The 15,049-nt window shown below is 46.5% G+C and carries 19 protein-coding genes; 12 read left to right on the forward strand and 7 right to left on the reverse strand.

Annotated elements, in window-relative coordinates; genetic code table 11:
* The 7 genes from SD450_RS18355 to SD450_RS18385 all read left to right on the forward strand — a co-directional run.
* Positions 1-1,026: DUF7151 family protein (locus tag SD450_RS18355; protein ID WP_449757765.1), on the forward strand; the 1,026-nt coding region annotated here is incomplete at its 5' end.
* Between the two features lie 76 nt (positions 1,027-1,102).
* Positions 1,103-3,073: a T9SS type B sorting domain-containing protein gene (locus SD450_RS18360; RefSeq protein ID WP_449757766.1), complete on the forward strand. Its 1,971-nt coding sequence runs from the start codon at positions 1,103-1,105 to the stop codon at positions 3,071-3,073.
* 41 nt (positions 3,074-3,114) lie between these two features.
* Positions 3,115-4,035 carry a PorP/SprF family type IX secretion system membrane protein gene (locus SD450_RS18365; protein WP_318345869.1) on the forward strand — a complete coding sequence of 307 codons (921 nt, stop codon included), beginning with the start codon at positions 3,115-3,117 and terminating at the stop codon, positions 4,033-4,035.
* Between the two features lie 57 nt (positions 4,036-4,092).
* A complete protein-coding gene (gene idi / locus SD450_RS18370; RefSeq protein ID WP_318345838.1) occupies positions 4,093-4,626 on the forward strand; it encodes an isopentenyl-diphosphate Delta-isomerase in 534 nt (177 codons plus the stop codon).
* A complete protein-coding gene (locus SD450_RS18375) occupies positions 4,623-5,030 on the forward strand; it encodes a 6-pyruvoyl trahydropterin synthase family protein (RefSeq protein WP_318345839.1) in 408 nt (135 codons plus the stop codon). The genes idi and SD450_RS18375 overlap by 4 nt, the downstream gene beginning before the upstream one ends.
* A gap of 1 nt (position 5,031) precedes the next feature.
* Positions 5,032-6,000, forward strand: a complete 969-nt coding sequence (locus tag SD450_RS18380) for a type I phosphomannose isomerase catalytic subunit (protein WP_318345840.1) — start codon at positions 5,032-5,034, stop codon at positions 5,998-6,000.
* A gap of 25 nt (positions 6,001-6,025) precedes the next feature.
* On the forward strand, positions 6,026-6,298 hold the full coding sequence (locus SD450_RS18385) for a hypothetical protein (protein WP_318345841.1): 273 nt from the start codon (positions 6,026-6,028) through the stop codon (positions 6,296-6,298).
* On the opposite strand, the gene SD450_RS18390 is transcribed toward SD450_RS18385, so the two are convergent.
* Both SD450_RS18390 and SD450_RS18395 read right to left on the reverse strand, forming a co-directional pair.
* Entirely contained in the window at positions 6,295-6,993 is a 699-nt protein-coding gene (locus SD450_RS18390) for a DUF4369 domain-containing protein (RefSeq protein WP_318345842.1), read from the reverse strand. The genes SD450_RS18385 and SD450_RS18390 overlap by 4 nt on opposite strands.
* Before the next feature lie 45 nt (positions 6,994-7,038).
* The gene (locus tag SD450_RS18395; RefSeq protein ID WP_318345843.1) at positions 7,039-8,301 is read right to left on the reverse strand and encodes a DUF819 family protein; all 1,263 of its coding nucleotides are present in this window, start codon (positions 8,299-8,301) and stop codon (positions 7,039-7,041) included.
* A gap of 171 nt (positions 8,302-8,472) precedes the next feature.
* Here SD450_RS18395 and SD450_RS18400 point away from each other — a divergent pair, with 171 nt between their 5' ends.
* Both SD450_RS18400 and SD450_RS18405 read left to right on the forward strand, forming a co-directional pair.
* Positions 8,473-8,640, forward strand: a complete 168-nt coding sequence (locus tag SD450_RS18400; RefSeq protein ID WP_318345844.1) for a lmo0937 family membrane protein — start codon at positions 8,473-8,475, stop codon at positions 8,638-8,640.
* Between the two features lie 239 nt (positions 8,641-8,879).
* On the forward strand, positions 8,880-9,650 hold the full coding sequence (locus tag SD450_RS18405; RefSeq protein WP_318345845.1) for a S1/P1 nuclease: 771 nt from the start codon (positions 8,880-8,882) through the stop codon (positions 9,648-9,650).
* Between the two features lie 9 nt (positions 9,651-9,659).
* On the opposite strand, the gene SD450_RS18410 is transcribed toward SD450_RS18405, so the two are convergent.
* Positions 9,660-10,529 carry an AraC family transcriptional regulator gene (locus SD450_RS18410; RefSeq protein WP_318345846.1) on the reverse strand — a complete coding sequence of 290 codons (870 nt, stop codon included), beginning with the start codon at positions 10,527-10,529 and terminating at the stop codon, positions 9,660-9,662.
* A 212-nt stretch (positions 10,530-10,741) separates the two neighbouring features.
* On the opposite strand from SD450_RS18410, the gene SD450_RS18415 reads away from it, so the two are divergent.
* On the forward strand, positions 10,742-11,122 hold the full coding sequence (locus tag SD450_RS18415) for a hypothetical protein (RefSeq protein WP_318345847.1): 381 nt from the start codon (positions 10,742-10,744) through the stop codon (positions 11,120-11,122).
* Between the two features lie 51 nt (positions 11,123-11,173).
* Here the strand turns inward: SD450_RS18415 and SD450_RS18420 are convergent, their stop codons facing one another.
* Positions 11,174-11,806, reverse strand: coding sequence for an MOSC domain-containing protein (locus SD450_RS18420; RefSeq protein ID WP_318345848.1), 633 nt, complete (start codon positions 11,804-11,806; stop codon positions 11,174-11,176).
* A 67-nt stretch (positions 11,807-11,873) separates the two neighbouring features.
* Entirely contained in the window at positions 11,874-12,224 is a 351-nt protein-coding gene (locus SD450_RS18425) for a DUF6249 domain-containing protein (RefSeq protein WP_318345849.1), read from the reverse strand.
* Between the two features lie 133 nt (positions 12,225-12,357).
* On the opposite strand from SD450_RS18425, the gene SD450_RS18430 reads away from it, so the two are divergent.
* Both SD450_RS18430 and SD450_RS18435 read left to right on the forward strand, forming a co-directional pair.
* On the forward strand, positions 12,358-12,936 hold the full coding sequence (locus SD450_RS18430) for an RNA polymerase sigma factor (protein WP_318345850.1): 579 nt from the start codon (positions 12,358-12,360) through the stop codon (positions 12,934-12,936).
* Positions 12,929-13,345 (forward strand): hypothetical protein, encoded by a 417-nt coding sequence (locus SD450_RS18435; RefSeq protein WP_318345851.1) that lies wholly within the window; start codon positions 12,929-12,931, stop codon positions 13,343-13,345. Before SD450_RS18430 ends, SD450_RS18435 begins: the two co-directional genes overlap by 8 nt.
* Here SD450_RS18435 and SD450_RS18440 read toward each other — a convergent pair.
* Positions 13,337-13,690: a DoxX family protein gene (locus SD450_RS18440; protein ID WP_318345852.1), complete on the reverse strand. Its 354-nt coding sequence runs from the start codon at positions 13,688-13,690 to the stop codon at positions 13,337-13,339. The two genes, SD450_RS18435 and SD450_RS18440, sit on opposite strands and share 9 nt — an antisense overlap.
* A 3-nt stretch (positions 13,691-13,693) precedes the next feature.
* Positions 13,694-15,031, reverse strand: coding sequence for a hypothetical protein (locus SD450_RS18445; protein ID WP_318345853.1), 1,338 nt, complete (start codon positions 15,029-15,031; stop codon positions 13,694-13,696).
* Positions 15,032-15,049 lie beyond the last annotated feature (18 nt).

Below are 15,049 nucleotides of genomic sequence, written 5' to 3' on the forward strand. Positions count from 1 at the left end.
CAGGGCGACCCCGGCGATAAGGGAGAGACAGGTGACAAGGGATTGACCGGAGACAAGGGCCCACAGGGCGACCCCGGCATCCAAGGCCCACAGGGTCCACAGGGCGACCCCGGCGATAAGGGAGAGACAGGGGATAAAGGTTTGACCGGAGACAAGGGCCCACAGGGCGACCCCGGCATCCAAGGCCCGCAAGGTCCACAGGGCGACCCCGGCGATAAGGGAGAGACAGGTGACAAGGGATTGACCGGAGACAAGGGCCCACAGGGCGACCCCGGTGATAAGGGAGAGACAGGTGACAAGGGCCCACAGGGCGACCCCGGCATCCAAGGCCCGCAAGGTCCACAGGGTGAACAAGGTCCTGTTGGTCTACAAGGCCCTACTGGAGAACAAGGTCTGCAGGGTCCTATTGGAGACAAAGGTCCAATCGGTGATCAAGGCCCTGATGGACTTGCCAATTTAGTGGTCACTACAGCTGAACCTGCTGGAGCTAATTGTTCTGCAGGAGGAATCAAAGTGGATACAGGTATTGATGACAATGGGAATGGAGTCCTCGATCTAAGTGAAATTGATTCAACAGAATATGTGTGTAATGGCGATCCTTCAACAGATGATCAAAATGCTTCCGAAGTAGATTCTGACAACCCTGTGGATGTGGATGGTGACGGAAATGCTGAGGCTACCGTTGAAGATGTCATCCAAGCTATTGCCCCGATCACAGCCAAAGCCGCACGAATTTTCTATCCACCTTCCATAGCAATTGATGCTTCATCAAATGGAACCGGTAGGACAGTGAATCTATATGCGCAATATGTAGCTCAATATGGTACCCCTGCAGTGGCCAGTGTAGGTGCTCCTGCGGCAATACCGACTTATGCTGCAACGGATCTATACTATTATGTGACGTATGCAGATCCGACAGTGTTTGCCAATATGAGCATAAATGCAAGTGGTGTCCTTTCGTATGATATTATTGGTCAACCAGCCGATTACAATGCATTGATCAACGTGGTTTTTGTCGTAAAATAATAATCAATACGGACGCACAGATTTGAAACCAAAAACCTCATATACGTCTTTATTCATTGGATTGTTCATCCTGGTGATGGGGATCAACTTTGCAAATGCCCAGTTTTTGCTCCAGGCACCCAATACAGGGGATGAGAACAATTACCGATGGTATGAGGCATCCGACCCTGGAACGGTCTTGGGAACAAATTCATTCTATGAAGCCACCCAACCCGGTGTCTATTTCGCAACCTACGATGGCACCCTTTGTGGATCCAATGCAACAGGTTATTTTATATTGACGGATTGTGAAGCTCCGAACAATGAGGTGACGTTGGATATTTCCGCAAGTGTACCTGCAGGAGCGACCGTGAGTTGGAACCCATCGTTGAGTGGCGATCAAAACCGCCCCATGGTCATCAGCACGCAAAGTGTGACCCACTACACGGCCACCATCACAAAAGTTGGGAATAGCAGCGAGCTGCCACGTTTCACTGTGGTATGTATGAGTCAGGCGGCCAATTTGTTGGATGACATGGTGGTGGTGAACGAGGACGAATCCGTGGTCGTACCGATCTTTGACAATGATACCGATCTGCCAACCTCAGGGACTTTGACCATCACAGGTCCGTCCAATGGTACCGTGAACGTAGGTGACAATGGAACACCCAACGACCCATCGGACGACGTGGTCACTTATATCCCCAATGCGGATTATAATGGCAATGATAGTTTTGATTATACCATTTGCACCAATTTTGGGGATTGCAGCACTGCAACGGTGACTGTTGATGTGCTTTCAATTGTGGATGTCAATGACGATGTGACCTCGACCGAGCAAGGAACCGATGTGACCATATCCTGGAGGGCCAATGACAATGATATTCCCACTTCGGGTTCCATCACAGCTACCAACCCCTCCAACGGAACCATTGTTTTGAACGATAATGGCACTGTGGCCAATCCATCCGACGACAATATTACCTATGTGCCCAACCCAGGGTATTCAGGTATGGATTCTTTTGAATATACCGTTTGTGATACCAATGGAAATTGTGGTACGGCCACAATCACGGTGGTGGTCACTTCACAACAAATCTTGGACAGTGACGGGGATGGTATATTGGATAGTTTTGAAGATCTCAATGCGGACAACGACAACGATCCATCCACCAATCCTACGGATACCGACGGTGATGGTATTCCGGATTATCTGGATATTGACAGTGACAATGATGGTATTCCGGATAATGTGGAATCCCAGTCCATCTCGTCCTATATACTACCCAGTTTGGTCGATGCTAACGGGAACGGTCTGGACGATGCCTACGAAGTGGATGGAAACATAGGTTTGATCCCAGTGGATTCCGATGACGATGGTATCCCGGATTATGTTGACCTTGATAGTGATGATGATAATGTGCCCGATGCCATAGAAGGACATGACCATGACCATGATGGCATTCCCGATGTGGAGTTCATAGGCTCGGATAAGGACAACGATGGCTTGGATGATGGCTTTGAAGGTGAAACAGTCATCGATATCGATGTGAACGATGAAATGGACGACCCCGGCACGGCCTTGCCTGATACCGATTCAGATGGTGTTCCTGATTTCAGGGATTCTGATGATGATGGGGATGGTATAGAGACCATGGATGAAGACCTGGATGGAGATGGAAATTATGCCAATGACGATTCCAATGACAATGGCATCCCGAATTATTTGGATCCCGATCTGGGTGAGACAACGGTCGGTGAAGATGAACTCGATCCTATAAACGTCATCACACCGAACGGCGATACCATCCATGATGTGTTTACCATTAAATACATAGAAAACTATCCGAACAATACGGTGAGGATATACAACAGGTGGGGTGTCATGGTTTTCCAGACAAAATCCTACAATACCAGTGGAAATGTGTTCGACGGCACATCACAAGGAAGGGTCACTGTGGATAGTGACAATAAACTCCCAGTGGGTACCTACTTCTACGTGATAGATTATGAAGATCAAAGTGGGACCATGAAACAGATTTCGGGTTATCTATACATAAACAGATAAGGAAAATGAGTGCTGCAGACAAGAATATCTTTAGGGGGAAAATGGGATGGCTACCAGTGATCTTAATGATCTGTACCATGTCATTCCTCCACGCACAGCAAGATGCACAGTACACCCAATACATGTACAATACCGTGAGTGTGAACCCTGCCTATGCAGGTTCCCGGGGACATTTGAGCATCGCGGCACTCTACCGGAACCAATGGTTGGGCCTTGACGGTGCCCCCGAGACCCAGACACTCAATATCCACACCCCAATGGGTTATCGTGGTGTCGGATTGGGGCTTTCCATTGTCAACGATAAGATAGGGCCCACCTCTGAAACCTATTTTGATGTGGATTTTTCCTATACCATCCAAACCTCTTGGGAGGGAAGGCTGAGCTTTGGCCTTAAGGCCAGTGCCCATATGCTGGATATCCGCTACTCAGAACTGGACGAATTTGAGGTTGATCCGCAGTTGCAATCCCAACAGGATATCCGCAACAAATTTTCTCCGAACATAGGGGCAGGGGTCTATTACCATACGGACAGATTTTATGTGGGGCTGTCAGCCCCCAGAATATTGGAGACCACCCATTTTGATGAATCCTCTGTGTCCACGGCCAAGGAGCAGATCAATATGTATTTCATCACAGGATACGTTTGGGACCTCAATCCATTTTTGAAGTTCAAGCCCACCCTTTTGACCAAGGCCGTTCAAGGGGCTCCATTGCAGGTAGACCTTTCAGCCAACTTCATGCTGAACGAAAGGTTTATCGGTGGGGTGGCCTACAGATGGGATGCTGCGTTCAGCGGACTTTTTGGCTTCATGCTGTCCGATCAGTTGATGCTCGGTCTTGCCTATGACCGCGAAATAACGGAACTCGGTGCAGCGACCTTCAATGACGGTTCCTTTGAGGTCATCATTCGGTACGATTTCATCAGGAACATTGGAAACCTAAAATCCCCACGCTTCTTTTAGCAAGAATTTAAATGCCGCTATCGGATGTTTTTCCTCTAAAGGTCATATTTTTACCATATGAGAGAGGAAAACGTGATATTGGTCAATGAAAATGATGAACCCATTGGGTTGATGCCCAAGATGGAAGCCCATGAAAAAGCCCTTTTGCACAGGGCATTTTCGGTTTTTATCATGAACGATAAAGGGGAGACCATGCTGCAACAACGTGCCAGTGACAAATACCACTCCCCATTGCTGTGGACCAATACCTGCTGTAGCCACCAAAGGGAAGGCGAAGGAAACATTGAAGCCGGAAAGCGTAGGCTCATGGAAGAAATGGGTTTCACCGCCGAGCTTGAGGAACTGTTTTCCTTTGTGTACAAGGCCCCGTTCGACAATGGCCTGACCGAGCATGAATTTGACCATGTGATGATAGGTTTCTACAACGATGCCCCCAATATCAATCCAGCCGAAGTGGCCGATTGGAAATGGATGCTGCCCACTGACATCAAAAAGGATATGGCCCAAAACCCCGGACAGTACACCGAATGGTTCAAGATCATTTTTGAAAGGTTCTATGACCATCTAATGAAGAACATCCCTGCGCAATGAAAGTGAAAGTAAGCAGAAAGGCAAGTTTCAATGCGGCCCACCGATTGTACAGACCGGACTGGGATGAGGAGAAAAACAATGCCGTTTTTGGCAAGTGCAACAATCCCAGATTCCATGGCCATAATTACGACCTGATCGTGAGCGTGACCGGGGAGATAGATCAAGCGACCGGGTTTGTGATGGATCTGAAGGTGTTGAAAGACTTGATCAAGGAGCATGTGGAAGATGCTTTGGACCACAAAAACCTCAACCTGGACGTGCCCGAGTTCAAAAACCTTAACCCGACCGCAGAGAACATAGCCGTGGTCATTTGGAACAAACTGAGACCACATATTGAAAACGAGAAAGAATTGGAGGTGGTGCTCTATGAGACCCCTCGCAATTTTGTAACCTATACCGGATAAAATGGATCTATACCCCTTAAAATTCCGCCCCATTCTCAAAGAGCGCCTTTGGGGAGGAACAAAACTGAAAGAAGTACTTGGAAAACCAATAGAAAGTGACATAACAGGGGAAAGTTGGGAACTTTCCGGTGTCAAGGGAGATATTTCCGAAGTGGCCAATGGGCCTTTGGAGGGCACTTCGCTGGAAGACTTGATACACCAACAGCCTGAAGCTGTATTGGGAAAGAGTGTGGTGGAGCGGTTCGGCAACGATTTTCCCATTCTCATCAAATTCATAGATGCCAAACAAGACCTGTCCATACAACTGCACCCGAACGATAAGTTGGCCAAGGAAAGGCACAACTCCTTCGGAAAAACGGAAATGTGGTACATCATGGATGCCGACCCTGGGGCCAAGCTCATTGTGGGCTTCAATAAGGATGTGGAGAAAACAGAGTATATCGAAAGCCTTGAACAAGGTACGCTGCTGGACCTGATGAACTATGAAGAGGTGGAAGAGGGGGACACCTTCTTCATCAACACCGGAAAGATACATGCCATAGGGGCAGGGGTGTTGTTGGCAGAGATCCAACAGACCTCGGACGTTACCTACAGGGTATTCGATTTCAACCGAAAGGACAAGGATGGGAACCTAAGGGAGCTGCACACAGGTTTGGCCGTGGACGCCATTGATTACGAAAAGAAGGACGATTTCAAGGTAGGGTATCCCAACGCCAAGGACACCGTGAACGATATGGTGGACTGTCCGTACTTCAAGACCAATTTTTTGGAACTGACCAAAAACTTGAAACAGGACCTTTCCCAAAGGGATTCCTTTACCATTTATATGTGTGTGGGAGGTAGGGCGACCATCACCAATGATTGGGGCAGTGCCACCATCCGGAAAGGGGAAACGGCCCTCCTTGCGGCATCCAGCACCTTTGTGGAAATTGAAGCCAAAGGAGCCAAACTTTTAGAAGTTACCATTTAAGTAGTACATTTGAAAAAACACTAGTATGCCAAGTATTCGCGATCTTAAGAAAGACATCAACTTCGTCCTTGGGGACATTATTGAGGCAGTTTACATTTGGGAAGCCGGTTCCGGCAACAAGGAATCCGAAGAAGGAACGGTCATTATAGACAAGGCCATTGCCATATATGATGAGTTGATGGACAAAGTGAACCAGAAGAACGTTGAGGACCGAAAAGCCCACTTTAGCCAAATACGCAAGGAACTGGAAGAAAAGGCCACCGAATTGGTGGAACAGTTCAACAGTCTGGCGGGTTAGTCCTTTTTGCCCAAAAACTCCTTCAACGCCTTTCCATGTTTGGATGAAGCCACTTCAGGGGAAAGGGTCCTATAGATGGAATCCAGATATTTTGGATTGGCCTCTTTTGCCTCCGTCATTATGATGTAGGGAGTGGCATAGGAACTTCCATTGTTCAGCCCAAAGTTGAGGGCATACCGATATCTGTTTATGGTATTTTGATCGACCAATCTTTGGAGGGAATCCAAGGCCATGGAATCTTTTTGGAATTCCGGTAGCGAAGCCTGCTGCAACAAGGACAGTTCCCTGATGTTGAACTTGGAGGCCATCTCGTAGAACTCCACCAATTTCTCATGTGACTTGGAGCCCGTTATTTCCGAGTTGGTGTCAAAGGTGTTCCAAGAGGTGTTGATGGTGATAGTCCCCGCTTCGCCAAAAAAAGTGATTCGGTCATTGATGTCGTTGTTGTCCTCTTTTTTCAGATAGAGATAGAAGATATCCGGGGTTTCCACTTCCTCATCGAAAGAAAACTTTCCATCCCCTTGGATTTCCAACGAATCCAAGGTCACAAGTGTCGAATCTTGGAACTGTTGCAGGTAAAGGGTCCCCTTTTTCAGACCTTTGATGTTTCCATTGACCACCATGGTATTTTCCGTGTTCTTTTCGCAGGAAACCATTATGGTTCCCAATAGCAATACGAGGAATATCCGCTTCATTGTAAAATTTTTGCAGGGCAAATATGCATAAACTTCTGAAATAATCTAAACATTGGAGGCCACTTCCATCAACAAAGCGCACAAATAGGCCCCTGCAGTGCCCACCACATAGCCAAAAACGGCCAAAAGGATGCCCACGGAGGTCAGGGACGGATGAAACTCGGCCGCTACGACCGGGGCAGAGGCCGCTCCGCCCACATTCGCCTGGCTGCCCACGGCCAAGAAAAAGAACGGTGCCTTGATGAGCTTGGCCACTAAGATCAACAGTCCCGCATGGATGGTGATCCAAATAAGACCTATGGCAATGAGCCCAGGATTTTCGAGTACCTTGCCCAGATCCATTTTCATCCCGATGGTGGCCACGAGGATGTAGATGAACATGCCCCCAATCTTGCTGGCCCCGGCTCCCTCATAATTTTTGGCCTTGGTAAAGGACAGGCCAATGCCGATGACCGTGGCAAAGACCACCATCCAAAGGAAATCCGAACCCAATGAGGACAATATTTTCTGCGGATTTCGGATGACTTCAAAATTGCCCTGCAAAAAATCGGCAAAATGGAAGCCCAGCAAATGGGCAAGGCCCACTCCGGTAAAGGCATAAAAAAGCATCATGATGAAATCCTTGAGTGAGGTGACCCTTGCAATTTTTTCGGTATGGGCAGATACTTTTTGTTTCAGCTCTTCAATGGACGAAGTATCCGCTTTGAGCCATCGGTCTATTTGCTTTGTTTTGCCCACACCCAATAGGATGATGGCCATCCAGAGATTGGCCACTACAATGTCAATGAGCACCATTCCTCCATATTTTTCTTGGTTGTATTGGAACACTTCCAGCATGGCGGCCTGATTGGCCCCGCCCCCGATCCAGCTGCCGGCAATGGTGGCCAGACCCCTCCAAACGGCGTCAAACCCATTTCCTCCCACGGTCTCGGGAGAAAAAATGGAAACGATCAATATGGCGATGGGTCCCCCGATGATAATCCCGGCGGTTCCCGTCAAGAACATGATGAGCGCCTTTGAGCCCAAGTTCATGATGGCCTTGAGGTCTATGCTCAGCGTCATCAAGATCAATGCGGCGGGCAGCAGGTAACGGCTGGCCACAAAGTAGGTTTGAGACGAGGATTCGTCCACAATGCCGACACTGGCCAAAATGGCGGGCAGCAGGTAGCACATGAGCACGGTGGGCACAACTGTGTAAAACTTGCTCCAGAACCCCGAGGAAATGGATGAGGTATAAAAGACAAAGCCGAGGCAAAGACAGAGAAGTCCAAAGATGACGGTGTCATCGGTGAAAGGTAGGTGGTCCATAGAATTTTAAGCTAGTTGCCCAAATATATGGAATTCAGTGGGGGTGTTCATGGTATTGTTGGATATAATGTGCAGTGATGAAATCAAAATAAGCGAACAATTCCACCCATGAAACAAGGTTGTAACCGCTTTTTGCATAACTTTAGGATATAACACTAAAACCATGACATCATGAGAAGTTTACTTTGGCTTGTTGCCGTTATTTGTATCATCATTTGGGTATTGGGATTTTTTGGGGTGGTCGCCGGTATGGCAACCAGCAACTTGATCCATATCTTGTTGGTGATCGCGATCATTGCCATTCTGTACAATATTATCTCCGGTCGTAAGCCCTTGTAATTGTTGGAAGAGCCAAAATCCGGAACCTTTCCGTGAGTGAAAGGCATATTGCTACGAACAGTTGTCCGCATGGGGCAGCTGTTTTTTTATTTTGGATGGGGTGATTTCCTTTCGGCTTTTGGACATAGTTAAAAAAAAGCCAAAATTGCAAATTCGATTGCCCATCGATAAAACATTCTGAAAATTAGCCAAGTGTATCGCTATAGGATCCACACCTTATATAACAAGAGAAGCCAGAAATGAAAAAAACCTTATTTGTATTGCTTTTGGTGCCCATAATTGGTTTTGGAAACACCATTTGGGGAAAAACGGGACATCGCGTCACGGGCGAGATTGCCCAAAACCACTTGACCGGAAAGGCCAAAAGGGCATTGGCCGATCTATTGGATGGACACAGTCTTGCCTTCGTATCCACTTTTGCGGATGATATCAAGGCAGATCGTTCGTATGCCAAATATTCTCCCTGGCACTATGTCAACTACCCCTTGGGAATGAATTATATAGATTCGGAAAAGAGCGATGAGGGCGACATCATCACAGCCATAGAGGAATGCAGGGCCATCATAAAGAATGAAGCGAACAGTAGGGAGGACCGCGTGTTCCATCTAAAAATGTTGATCCACTTGATCGGAGACCTGCACCAACCCATGCATGCCAGCAGGGCAGAGGACAAGGGAGGCAATGATATCCAGGTGCAATGGTTCGGGCAAGGGACTAATCTGCACAGCATCTGGGACAAGAACCTTATCGAATCCTATGGGATGACCTTTACCGAACTTGCTGGGGAACTGGACCATTTTTCAAAAAAGGAAAAGAAAAAAATCCAAGAGGGCACTATTTACGATTGGGTGGACGAATCCCATGACATTTGTGCGGAACTCTATGATTCTGTCAAAGTGGGCGACAAACTGGGCTACCAATATTCCTATGCATACAATGACCTATTGTTCCAACAGCTCCAAAAGGGTGGATTGCGATTGGCGAAGGTCCTCAACGACCTGTTCGATTAAGACTATCCTTTAGGATAGAACGGTCTTCAACTGGTTTCTGTACTCGGACGGGTTCTGCCCGGTAAATGCCTTGAACGACTTGTTGAAGTGCGAAAAGTTGTTGAAACCGCTATCATAGCACACTTGGGTGATGCTGATAGGCTGCTCGGCCAGTAGTTTGGAAGCGTGCACCAAGCGGTATTCGTTCACGAACTGGGTAAATGTTTTGTTGGTGATCTTTTTGAAATACCTACAGAAAGAGGGGACCGTCATGCTCACCATGTCCGCAATTTCATCCAGACTGATGTCCTCTTTGAAATGGGTCTTCACATGATTGAACACAATATTGATACGGTCGTTGTCCTTCACCTCGGTCTCCAGGGAAAAGCCTTCGGCGTTCAACACGTTCATTTCGTTGGACGTGGCAAGGATGTTCAAAATGTTGAGGATGGACAATAACCTTTGGAAATCGGTCTGGTATTCCAAGATCTCCATTTTTTCGCCGACCTTCATCTTGGTCTTTCCAGAAAAGGCGATGCCGCCTTTGGCAACTTCAAACAGTTTTTGGATATTTTTCATCTCTGGGATGTTGAAAAAATCACTGCCCAGAAAATCGGCTTTCATCTGTACCAAGGTCTCACTTTTGTTACCGGTAAGCTTATCGGTGAACCCGCAATGGGGCAAGTTGGAACCGATAAGGATAAGGTCTCCGTTCCTGAAATAGGAAACATGGCTGCCGATCTGGCGTTTGCCAGACCCCCCGTTCACATACACCAGCTCCAGTTCAGGATGGTAGTGCCAGCCATTGTTCTTGTTCTCGTTGTTTTCATTGAACTTCTGAAAAGTGAACGAGTGGCCAAAACTAGGGGCTATTGCTTCAAAAGCAGGTTTGTGGGTCATAAGAGCCAAATTTTGTTCGGTACTATAAAGGTATATCGATGTTGGTCGAACACTTGTTTGCAAAATTACCAAAAATGTATGCTATTTTATCATTAATAAAAGGTTAACATCCACACCATGTTAAAATTGCACATAAACTGGAAAACATGGTGGTGTTGCTATCCTCTATTGCGCCATACATTTGTCTCATCATCCTAAAAAAACAAAATGTTATGAAAGCAGTAGTAAAAAATCTAACAGTAGTAGCGGTCCTTTTGGTATCTGCCATGGGATTGGCTAACGGAACAGCAACCGATTTTGGTAAGAAAGCAACTGCCAAGAACGAAGTGGAGAAAAGCATTATCAAGATAGAGTTGGACCCCGTATTCGTGAAAAAAGGTCAGAAAATAATGATGAACCTTTTGAACGTTTCACAGGACAAGGTGACCCTAAAGGTGTATGACAGCCAGGACAGACTTGTGTACAACGAGTCCATCAGCGGACAACTTGTTGTGGAAAAGGCGTTCAACTTTGAGAAAGCTTTTGAAGATAAATATACCATCGTAGTCTCCGATAAAAACGGAACGTACAAAGAGACTATAGAAGTAAGATAGTTTGTTTAGTTAATTTTTATGTGCATGGGGGAGCCGGTAGGCTCCCTTTTTTTATGCCCACTTTTTCAGTCGTTCCCTTTTTCCGGGAGGCAAGGCCTCATTATCTATGGCCCACTGCAAAAGTGTTTTGTCCTTTTCCTTGGCAAAGAGCAGTTGGTAAAATTGTTGGGTGGTCAATGGATTTTTGGATTCCTCCACCAGTTCCATGGTATCTCCCACGGCCACTGTTCCGGTTTCCAGGATACGCAGATAGGTGCCAGGCCAGCCGTGTTCTATAAAAGCTTTCAATATATTCTGGTCGCCAAACCGAATGCCCAATTTGTAACAAGGTTCCCTGGGTTGGCTTATCTGCACCAGTGCCGACCCTAATCTATAGATGTTTCCTATCCTGATTTGGGACTCGTCCAGCCCCTCCACGGTCAGGTTTTCGCCGAACATGCCCCAGTCCCAGTCCAGATCAGGGTATTTTTCCTGCCAGTACGGATAGTGGTCGGAAGCGAACAGGTAGCATGCCTTGTATGCTCCCCCATGCACCTTCCTATCGGCAACAGTATCTCCTTGGACTTCCTCCACATCCAGAAACAACGGTTCCTGTACCGGAAATTTGTAGATACCCGTAGTGGTTTCCTTGCCGTTCCAGGTTATCTTGGTCGGGCGGCCTATGTTGGTAGAGATGATTTTCATCCTAGCAAGATAAAAAAACCACTGCTTTTGGCAGTGGTTCCTTCATTTGTTTTTAATGGGGTCCTTCTTATTCTTTTTCCAAGCGCTTGGTCATGGTAAAGCCTACCAAAAGCCCTACGCCCGCCAAGGTGAAGATGGTACCGGGATACGCTACCTCGTCATTCATTCCAAGATTGTACACCAAGAAGGAAGCCACAAAAATGGCGAGGCCAATGCCGATGAGCAACAAGGAAATGTTGAGGATGACAATTTTCCAGAAAGGTGCTGCACCCTCGCGTCTGCCCTTGACAAAAATACTGGCGTCTGCTCCTTTTTCTATCAAGGCAAGGCGTTCTTTGTTCCTGGTTGAAAAATAGAGGTAGGCAATGGCAAAAATGACCCCAAAAATAATCGGTATGATAATTACTTCAGATCCCATAACAGTTCGTTTTTAATGATTAAAATTATTTGTTTTTCATGGGTATGACGACAGGTTTTAGATGCAGGTTACATAATTTTATAAAAGAAGCGATTTGTGTAACCCAAATCCGTGTTTTGTCGTCCAATGTGCAATGCTGACCACTAACGAAAAAGAACTGATCAAGAAAATAAACAACGGCAACACCGTGGCGTTCTCTGATTTGGTGGACGGTCACAAGGATTTGGTCTATACCTTGTGCATAAGAATGTTGGAAAACAGGGAGGACGCAGAGGAAGTATCGCAGGATGTTTTTATTAAAGTGTTCACAGCTTTGCGTAACTTTAAGGGAGATTCCAAACTGTCCACGTGGATCTATAGGATAGCCTATAATGCTTGTTTGGACCGCTTGAAAAAGACCAAAAAGGAACGCATGCGTGTTGAAGTGGACCATTTGAAGGGTTCGGCATTTTCCGTGATGGACAATGCTTTGGACAGGATGGTGCAGGAGGAGAGGTCGGTATTGATCAACTCCTGTTTGGGGGCCTTGCCGGCAGAAGATGCAAGCATCCTGACGCTTTTTTATTTTGAGGAAAAGAACCTTTTGGAGATGGAAAAGGTGTTGGACCTTTCCGCGAACACCATAAAGGTGAGGTTGTTCAGGGCCAGAAAAAAATTGGCCGCTATCATGGAAAATAAATTTGACAAAGAAACTGTGGGAAGCAATGGATAAGCACGAAGAAAAAGAACTGGAAGCATTTGTGGACAAGATCATGGCGGACGCTCCCTTGGAGTCGCCCCCTGCAGACTTTACCAAAAATCTTATGCAGCGCATAGAGGCACAGCAGCACAAAGAAGTGTACCAATATAGACCCATTGTGCCCAAGCAGGTGCTTGTTCTCATTTTTATGGGGTTGGTCAGTCTAACGTTCTATCTTATTGCGCAATACGGTCTGGAAAGTGATGGTGGATGGTTCGGAAATGTATCCGTGGAACCTGTTTTTGACAATATGTGGGGCTGGTTGGAAAATTATACCTCTTCAAAAATCTTAATTTACGCTGTGTTGCTCTTTGGGCTGTTGTTTTTTGTGCAGGTGCCCTTAATGAAGAAACAATTGGAGCGTAATATCATGCTAGAGTGAGTAGGAGTAGGCCCAGTACATCAATGCAAACTGTAACGGAACCCTAAGGACCAATACCCATTTGGGCAGGCCCGCAGCGGCCTTTTCATTGGAAAGCATGTAAAAGTGGACAGGTAGGAAGGCGACAAGCATCAAAATGATGCCATAAGCGCTGAGTTTTTGCGTGGCCGCAAAGCACAGACCGATTCCCAGAACAATTTCCGCCACTCCGCTCAGGAACACCAAAATGGTATGATAGGGGAGATACCTTGGCATAATGCGCAAGTACATCTTCGGTTTTACGAAGTGCATGATGCCTGCAGCAATGTAGAGGCCGGCCATTAGATAGAGGTGCCATGGTACCATAGATCAATCGTTGAATTTCCAAAAAGGCACCACAGACTCGGTCAAGGTGACGATTTCTCCCTTTTCTTTTCGTTTCCGTTTGAGTTTGAGGATGTGCTTGCCCTCTTCCAGGTCCGATATTTTGAGGAAAGTCTCAAAACCAAGTTTGTTGTTGAAGCCTGTGGTCAAAATAAAATCCCCATCCATTTTCAGGGTGTCTATCTCGAAGGAATAAATGTCATTGAAAGTTTTCAGGTATATCTTTCGGATGCTGTCCTTTTGCTGGGCACTGGTGATTTCGTCGCTCCAGTTGGTGGTCATGTTGATGCCCGAAGTAAGCCCCCTTCTGTCTTTTTTGGGTTTGAGCGAATCATTGAAAATAAAGATACGCTCCTCGATGTGTTCCGAGAATGGCACAAAAATGTTCAGATAGGGTTTGGTGATCACCTTGGAGGAAATGACCATCTCACCGGGGAAATCACCATCCTTGATCAGCATATCCTTGTAGTTTTCCTTATTGGCGATAATACTGGAGGAATTCAGGTCTTTTTCCAGATAGTTGGAATGGCGGTACTCCAAACTGGTGATGATCAATATCACAAGATAGATCGGTGCCAAAAAAAGGGTCAACCGCTTTCCAAAACGATGGTCCAGAAAATTATAGACCAAAGGTCTGTAGAGAAATGAGAGGGTCAAAAAACTGAACACCCAATAGATGGGAAAATAGATTTTGGACACCCATTTGTTCCGTTTGAGCAATCCTTGGGTCAAAAAATCGATGAAGGTCAGGAACATCCCCAATATGATGAACAAAATGAGGATGGAACCCAGAATGTTCCCCAATTGCTCTGGCAACCATTCGCCCTGAATGATGAAACTCGCCACCAATACTATGGAAATGATGACCATGGTCATGGCCAGCACATAAAAGATCAGCAAAAACGAAATGGCAAACAGCACACTGCAATAGTTCTCCAAATTGGCGATGTACCGATCAAAGGAAACAATCCTCTTCTTCAAGTAGTTGGTGAACAATTCAGAATACCTGAGTTTTTCGAATTCAATGTCACCCGACACATAACGGAGCCCGAGGGCACCGATCCACAACCCTCGGAGAATAACGTGCAGCAACAGGTTGAAAAGGAGTATGGAACTGGCAATGTGGAGAATAAAATACGCGACAAACCGATAGATGTGTTGTTCGTTCTCGGCATTGACCATTTCTATGCGAAGCGGTTCGTAGGCCGTGAACAATCCAAAAATGGCAAAACCCGAAATGATGAGTTCCAACTCCCAGCTTTGCTGCTGAAGGGAGTCCAACAGTTTTTTGAAGGACGGACTCTTGTAATCGTTATGGTCCACGGTTGGGTCGATTGATTG

The sequence above is a fragment of the Flagellimonas baculiformis genome (assembly GCF_033441575.1).
Classification (GTDB): Bacteria; Bacteroidota; Bacteroidia; order Flavobacteriales; family Flavobacteriaceae; genus Flagellimonas; species Flagellimonas baculiformis.

Excerpts from the sequence above, each read along its gene's own strand:
- SD450_RS18390 (WP_318345842.1), bottom strand. The coding sequence starts at position 6,993 with ATGAAGCGGATATTCCTCGTATTGCTATTGGGAACCATAATGGTTTCC.
- SD450_RS18375 (WP_318345839.1), top strand. The coding sequence starts at position 4,623 with ATGAAAGTGAAAGTAAGCAGAAAGGCAAGTTTCAATGCGGCCCACCGA.
- SD450_RS18435 (WP_318345851.1), top strand. The coding sequence starts at position 12,929 with ATGGATAAGCACGAAGAAAAAGAACTGGAAGCATTTGTGGACAAGATC.
- SD450_RS18415 (WP_318345847.1), top strand. The coding sequence starts at position 10,742 with ATGAAAGCAGTAGTAAAAAATCTAACAGTAGTAGCGGTCCTTTTGGTA.
- SD450_RS18440 (WP_318345852.1), bottom strand. The coding sequence starts at position 13,690 with ATGGTACCATGGCACCTCTATCTAATGGCCGGCCTCTACATTGCTGCA.
- SD450_RS18395 (WP_318345843.1), bottom strand. The coding sequence starts at position 8,301 with ATGGACCACCTACCTTTCACCGATGACACCGTCATCTTTGGACTTCTC.
- SD450_RS18420 (WP_318345848.1), bottom strand. The coding sequence starts at position 11,806 with ATGAAAATCATCTCTACCAACATAGGCCGCCCGACCAAGATAACCTGG.
- SD450_RS18405 (WP_318345845.1), top strand. The coding sequence starts at position 8,880 with ATGAAAAAAACCTTATTTGTATTGCTTTTGGTGCCCATAATTGGTTTT.
- SD450_RS18410 (WP_318345846.1), bottom strand. The coding sequence starts at position 10,529 with ATGACCCACAAACCTGCTTTTGAAGCAATAGCCCCTAGTTTTGGCCAC.
- idi (WP_318345838.1), top strand. The coding sequence starts at position 4,093 with ATGAGAGAGGAAAACGTGATATTGGTCAATGAAAATGATGAACCCATT.
- SD450_RS18430 (WP_318345850.1), top strand. The coding sequence starts at position 12,358 with ATGCTGACCACTAACGAAAAAGAACTGATCAAGAAAATAAACAACGGC.
- SD450_RS18380 (WP_318345840.1), top strand. The coding sequence starts at position 5,032 with ATGGATCTATACCCCTTAAAATTCCGCCCCATTCTCAAAGAGCGCCTT.
- SD450_RS18400 (WP_318345844.1), top strand. The coding sequence starts at position 8,473 with ATGAGAAGTTTACTTTGGCTTGTTGCCGTTATTTGTATCATCATTTGG.
- SD450_RS18385 (WP_318345841.1), top strand. The coding sequence starts at position 6,026 with ATGCCAAGTATTCGCGATCTTAAGAAAGACATCAACTTCGTCCTTGGG.
- SD450_RS18360 (WP_449757766.1), top strand. The coding sequence starts at position 1,103 with ATGGGGATCAACTTTGCAAATGCCCAGTTTTTGCTCCAGGCACCCAAT.
- SD450_RS18425 (WP_318345849.1), bottom strand. The coding sequence starts at position 12,224 with ATGGGATCTGAAGTAATTATCATACCGATTATTTTTGGGGTCATTTTT.
- SD450_RS18365 (WP_318345869.1), top strand. The coding sequence starts at position 3,115 with ATGGGATGGCTACCAGTGATCTTAATGATCTGTACCATGTCATTCCTC.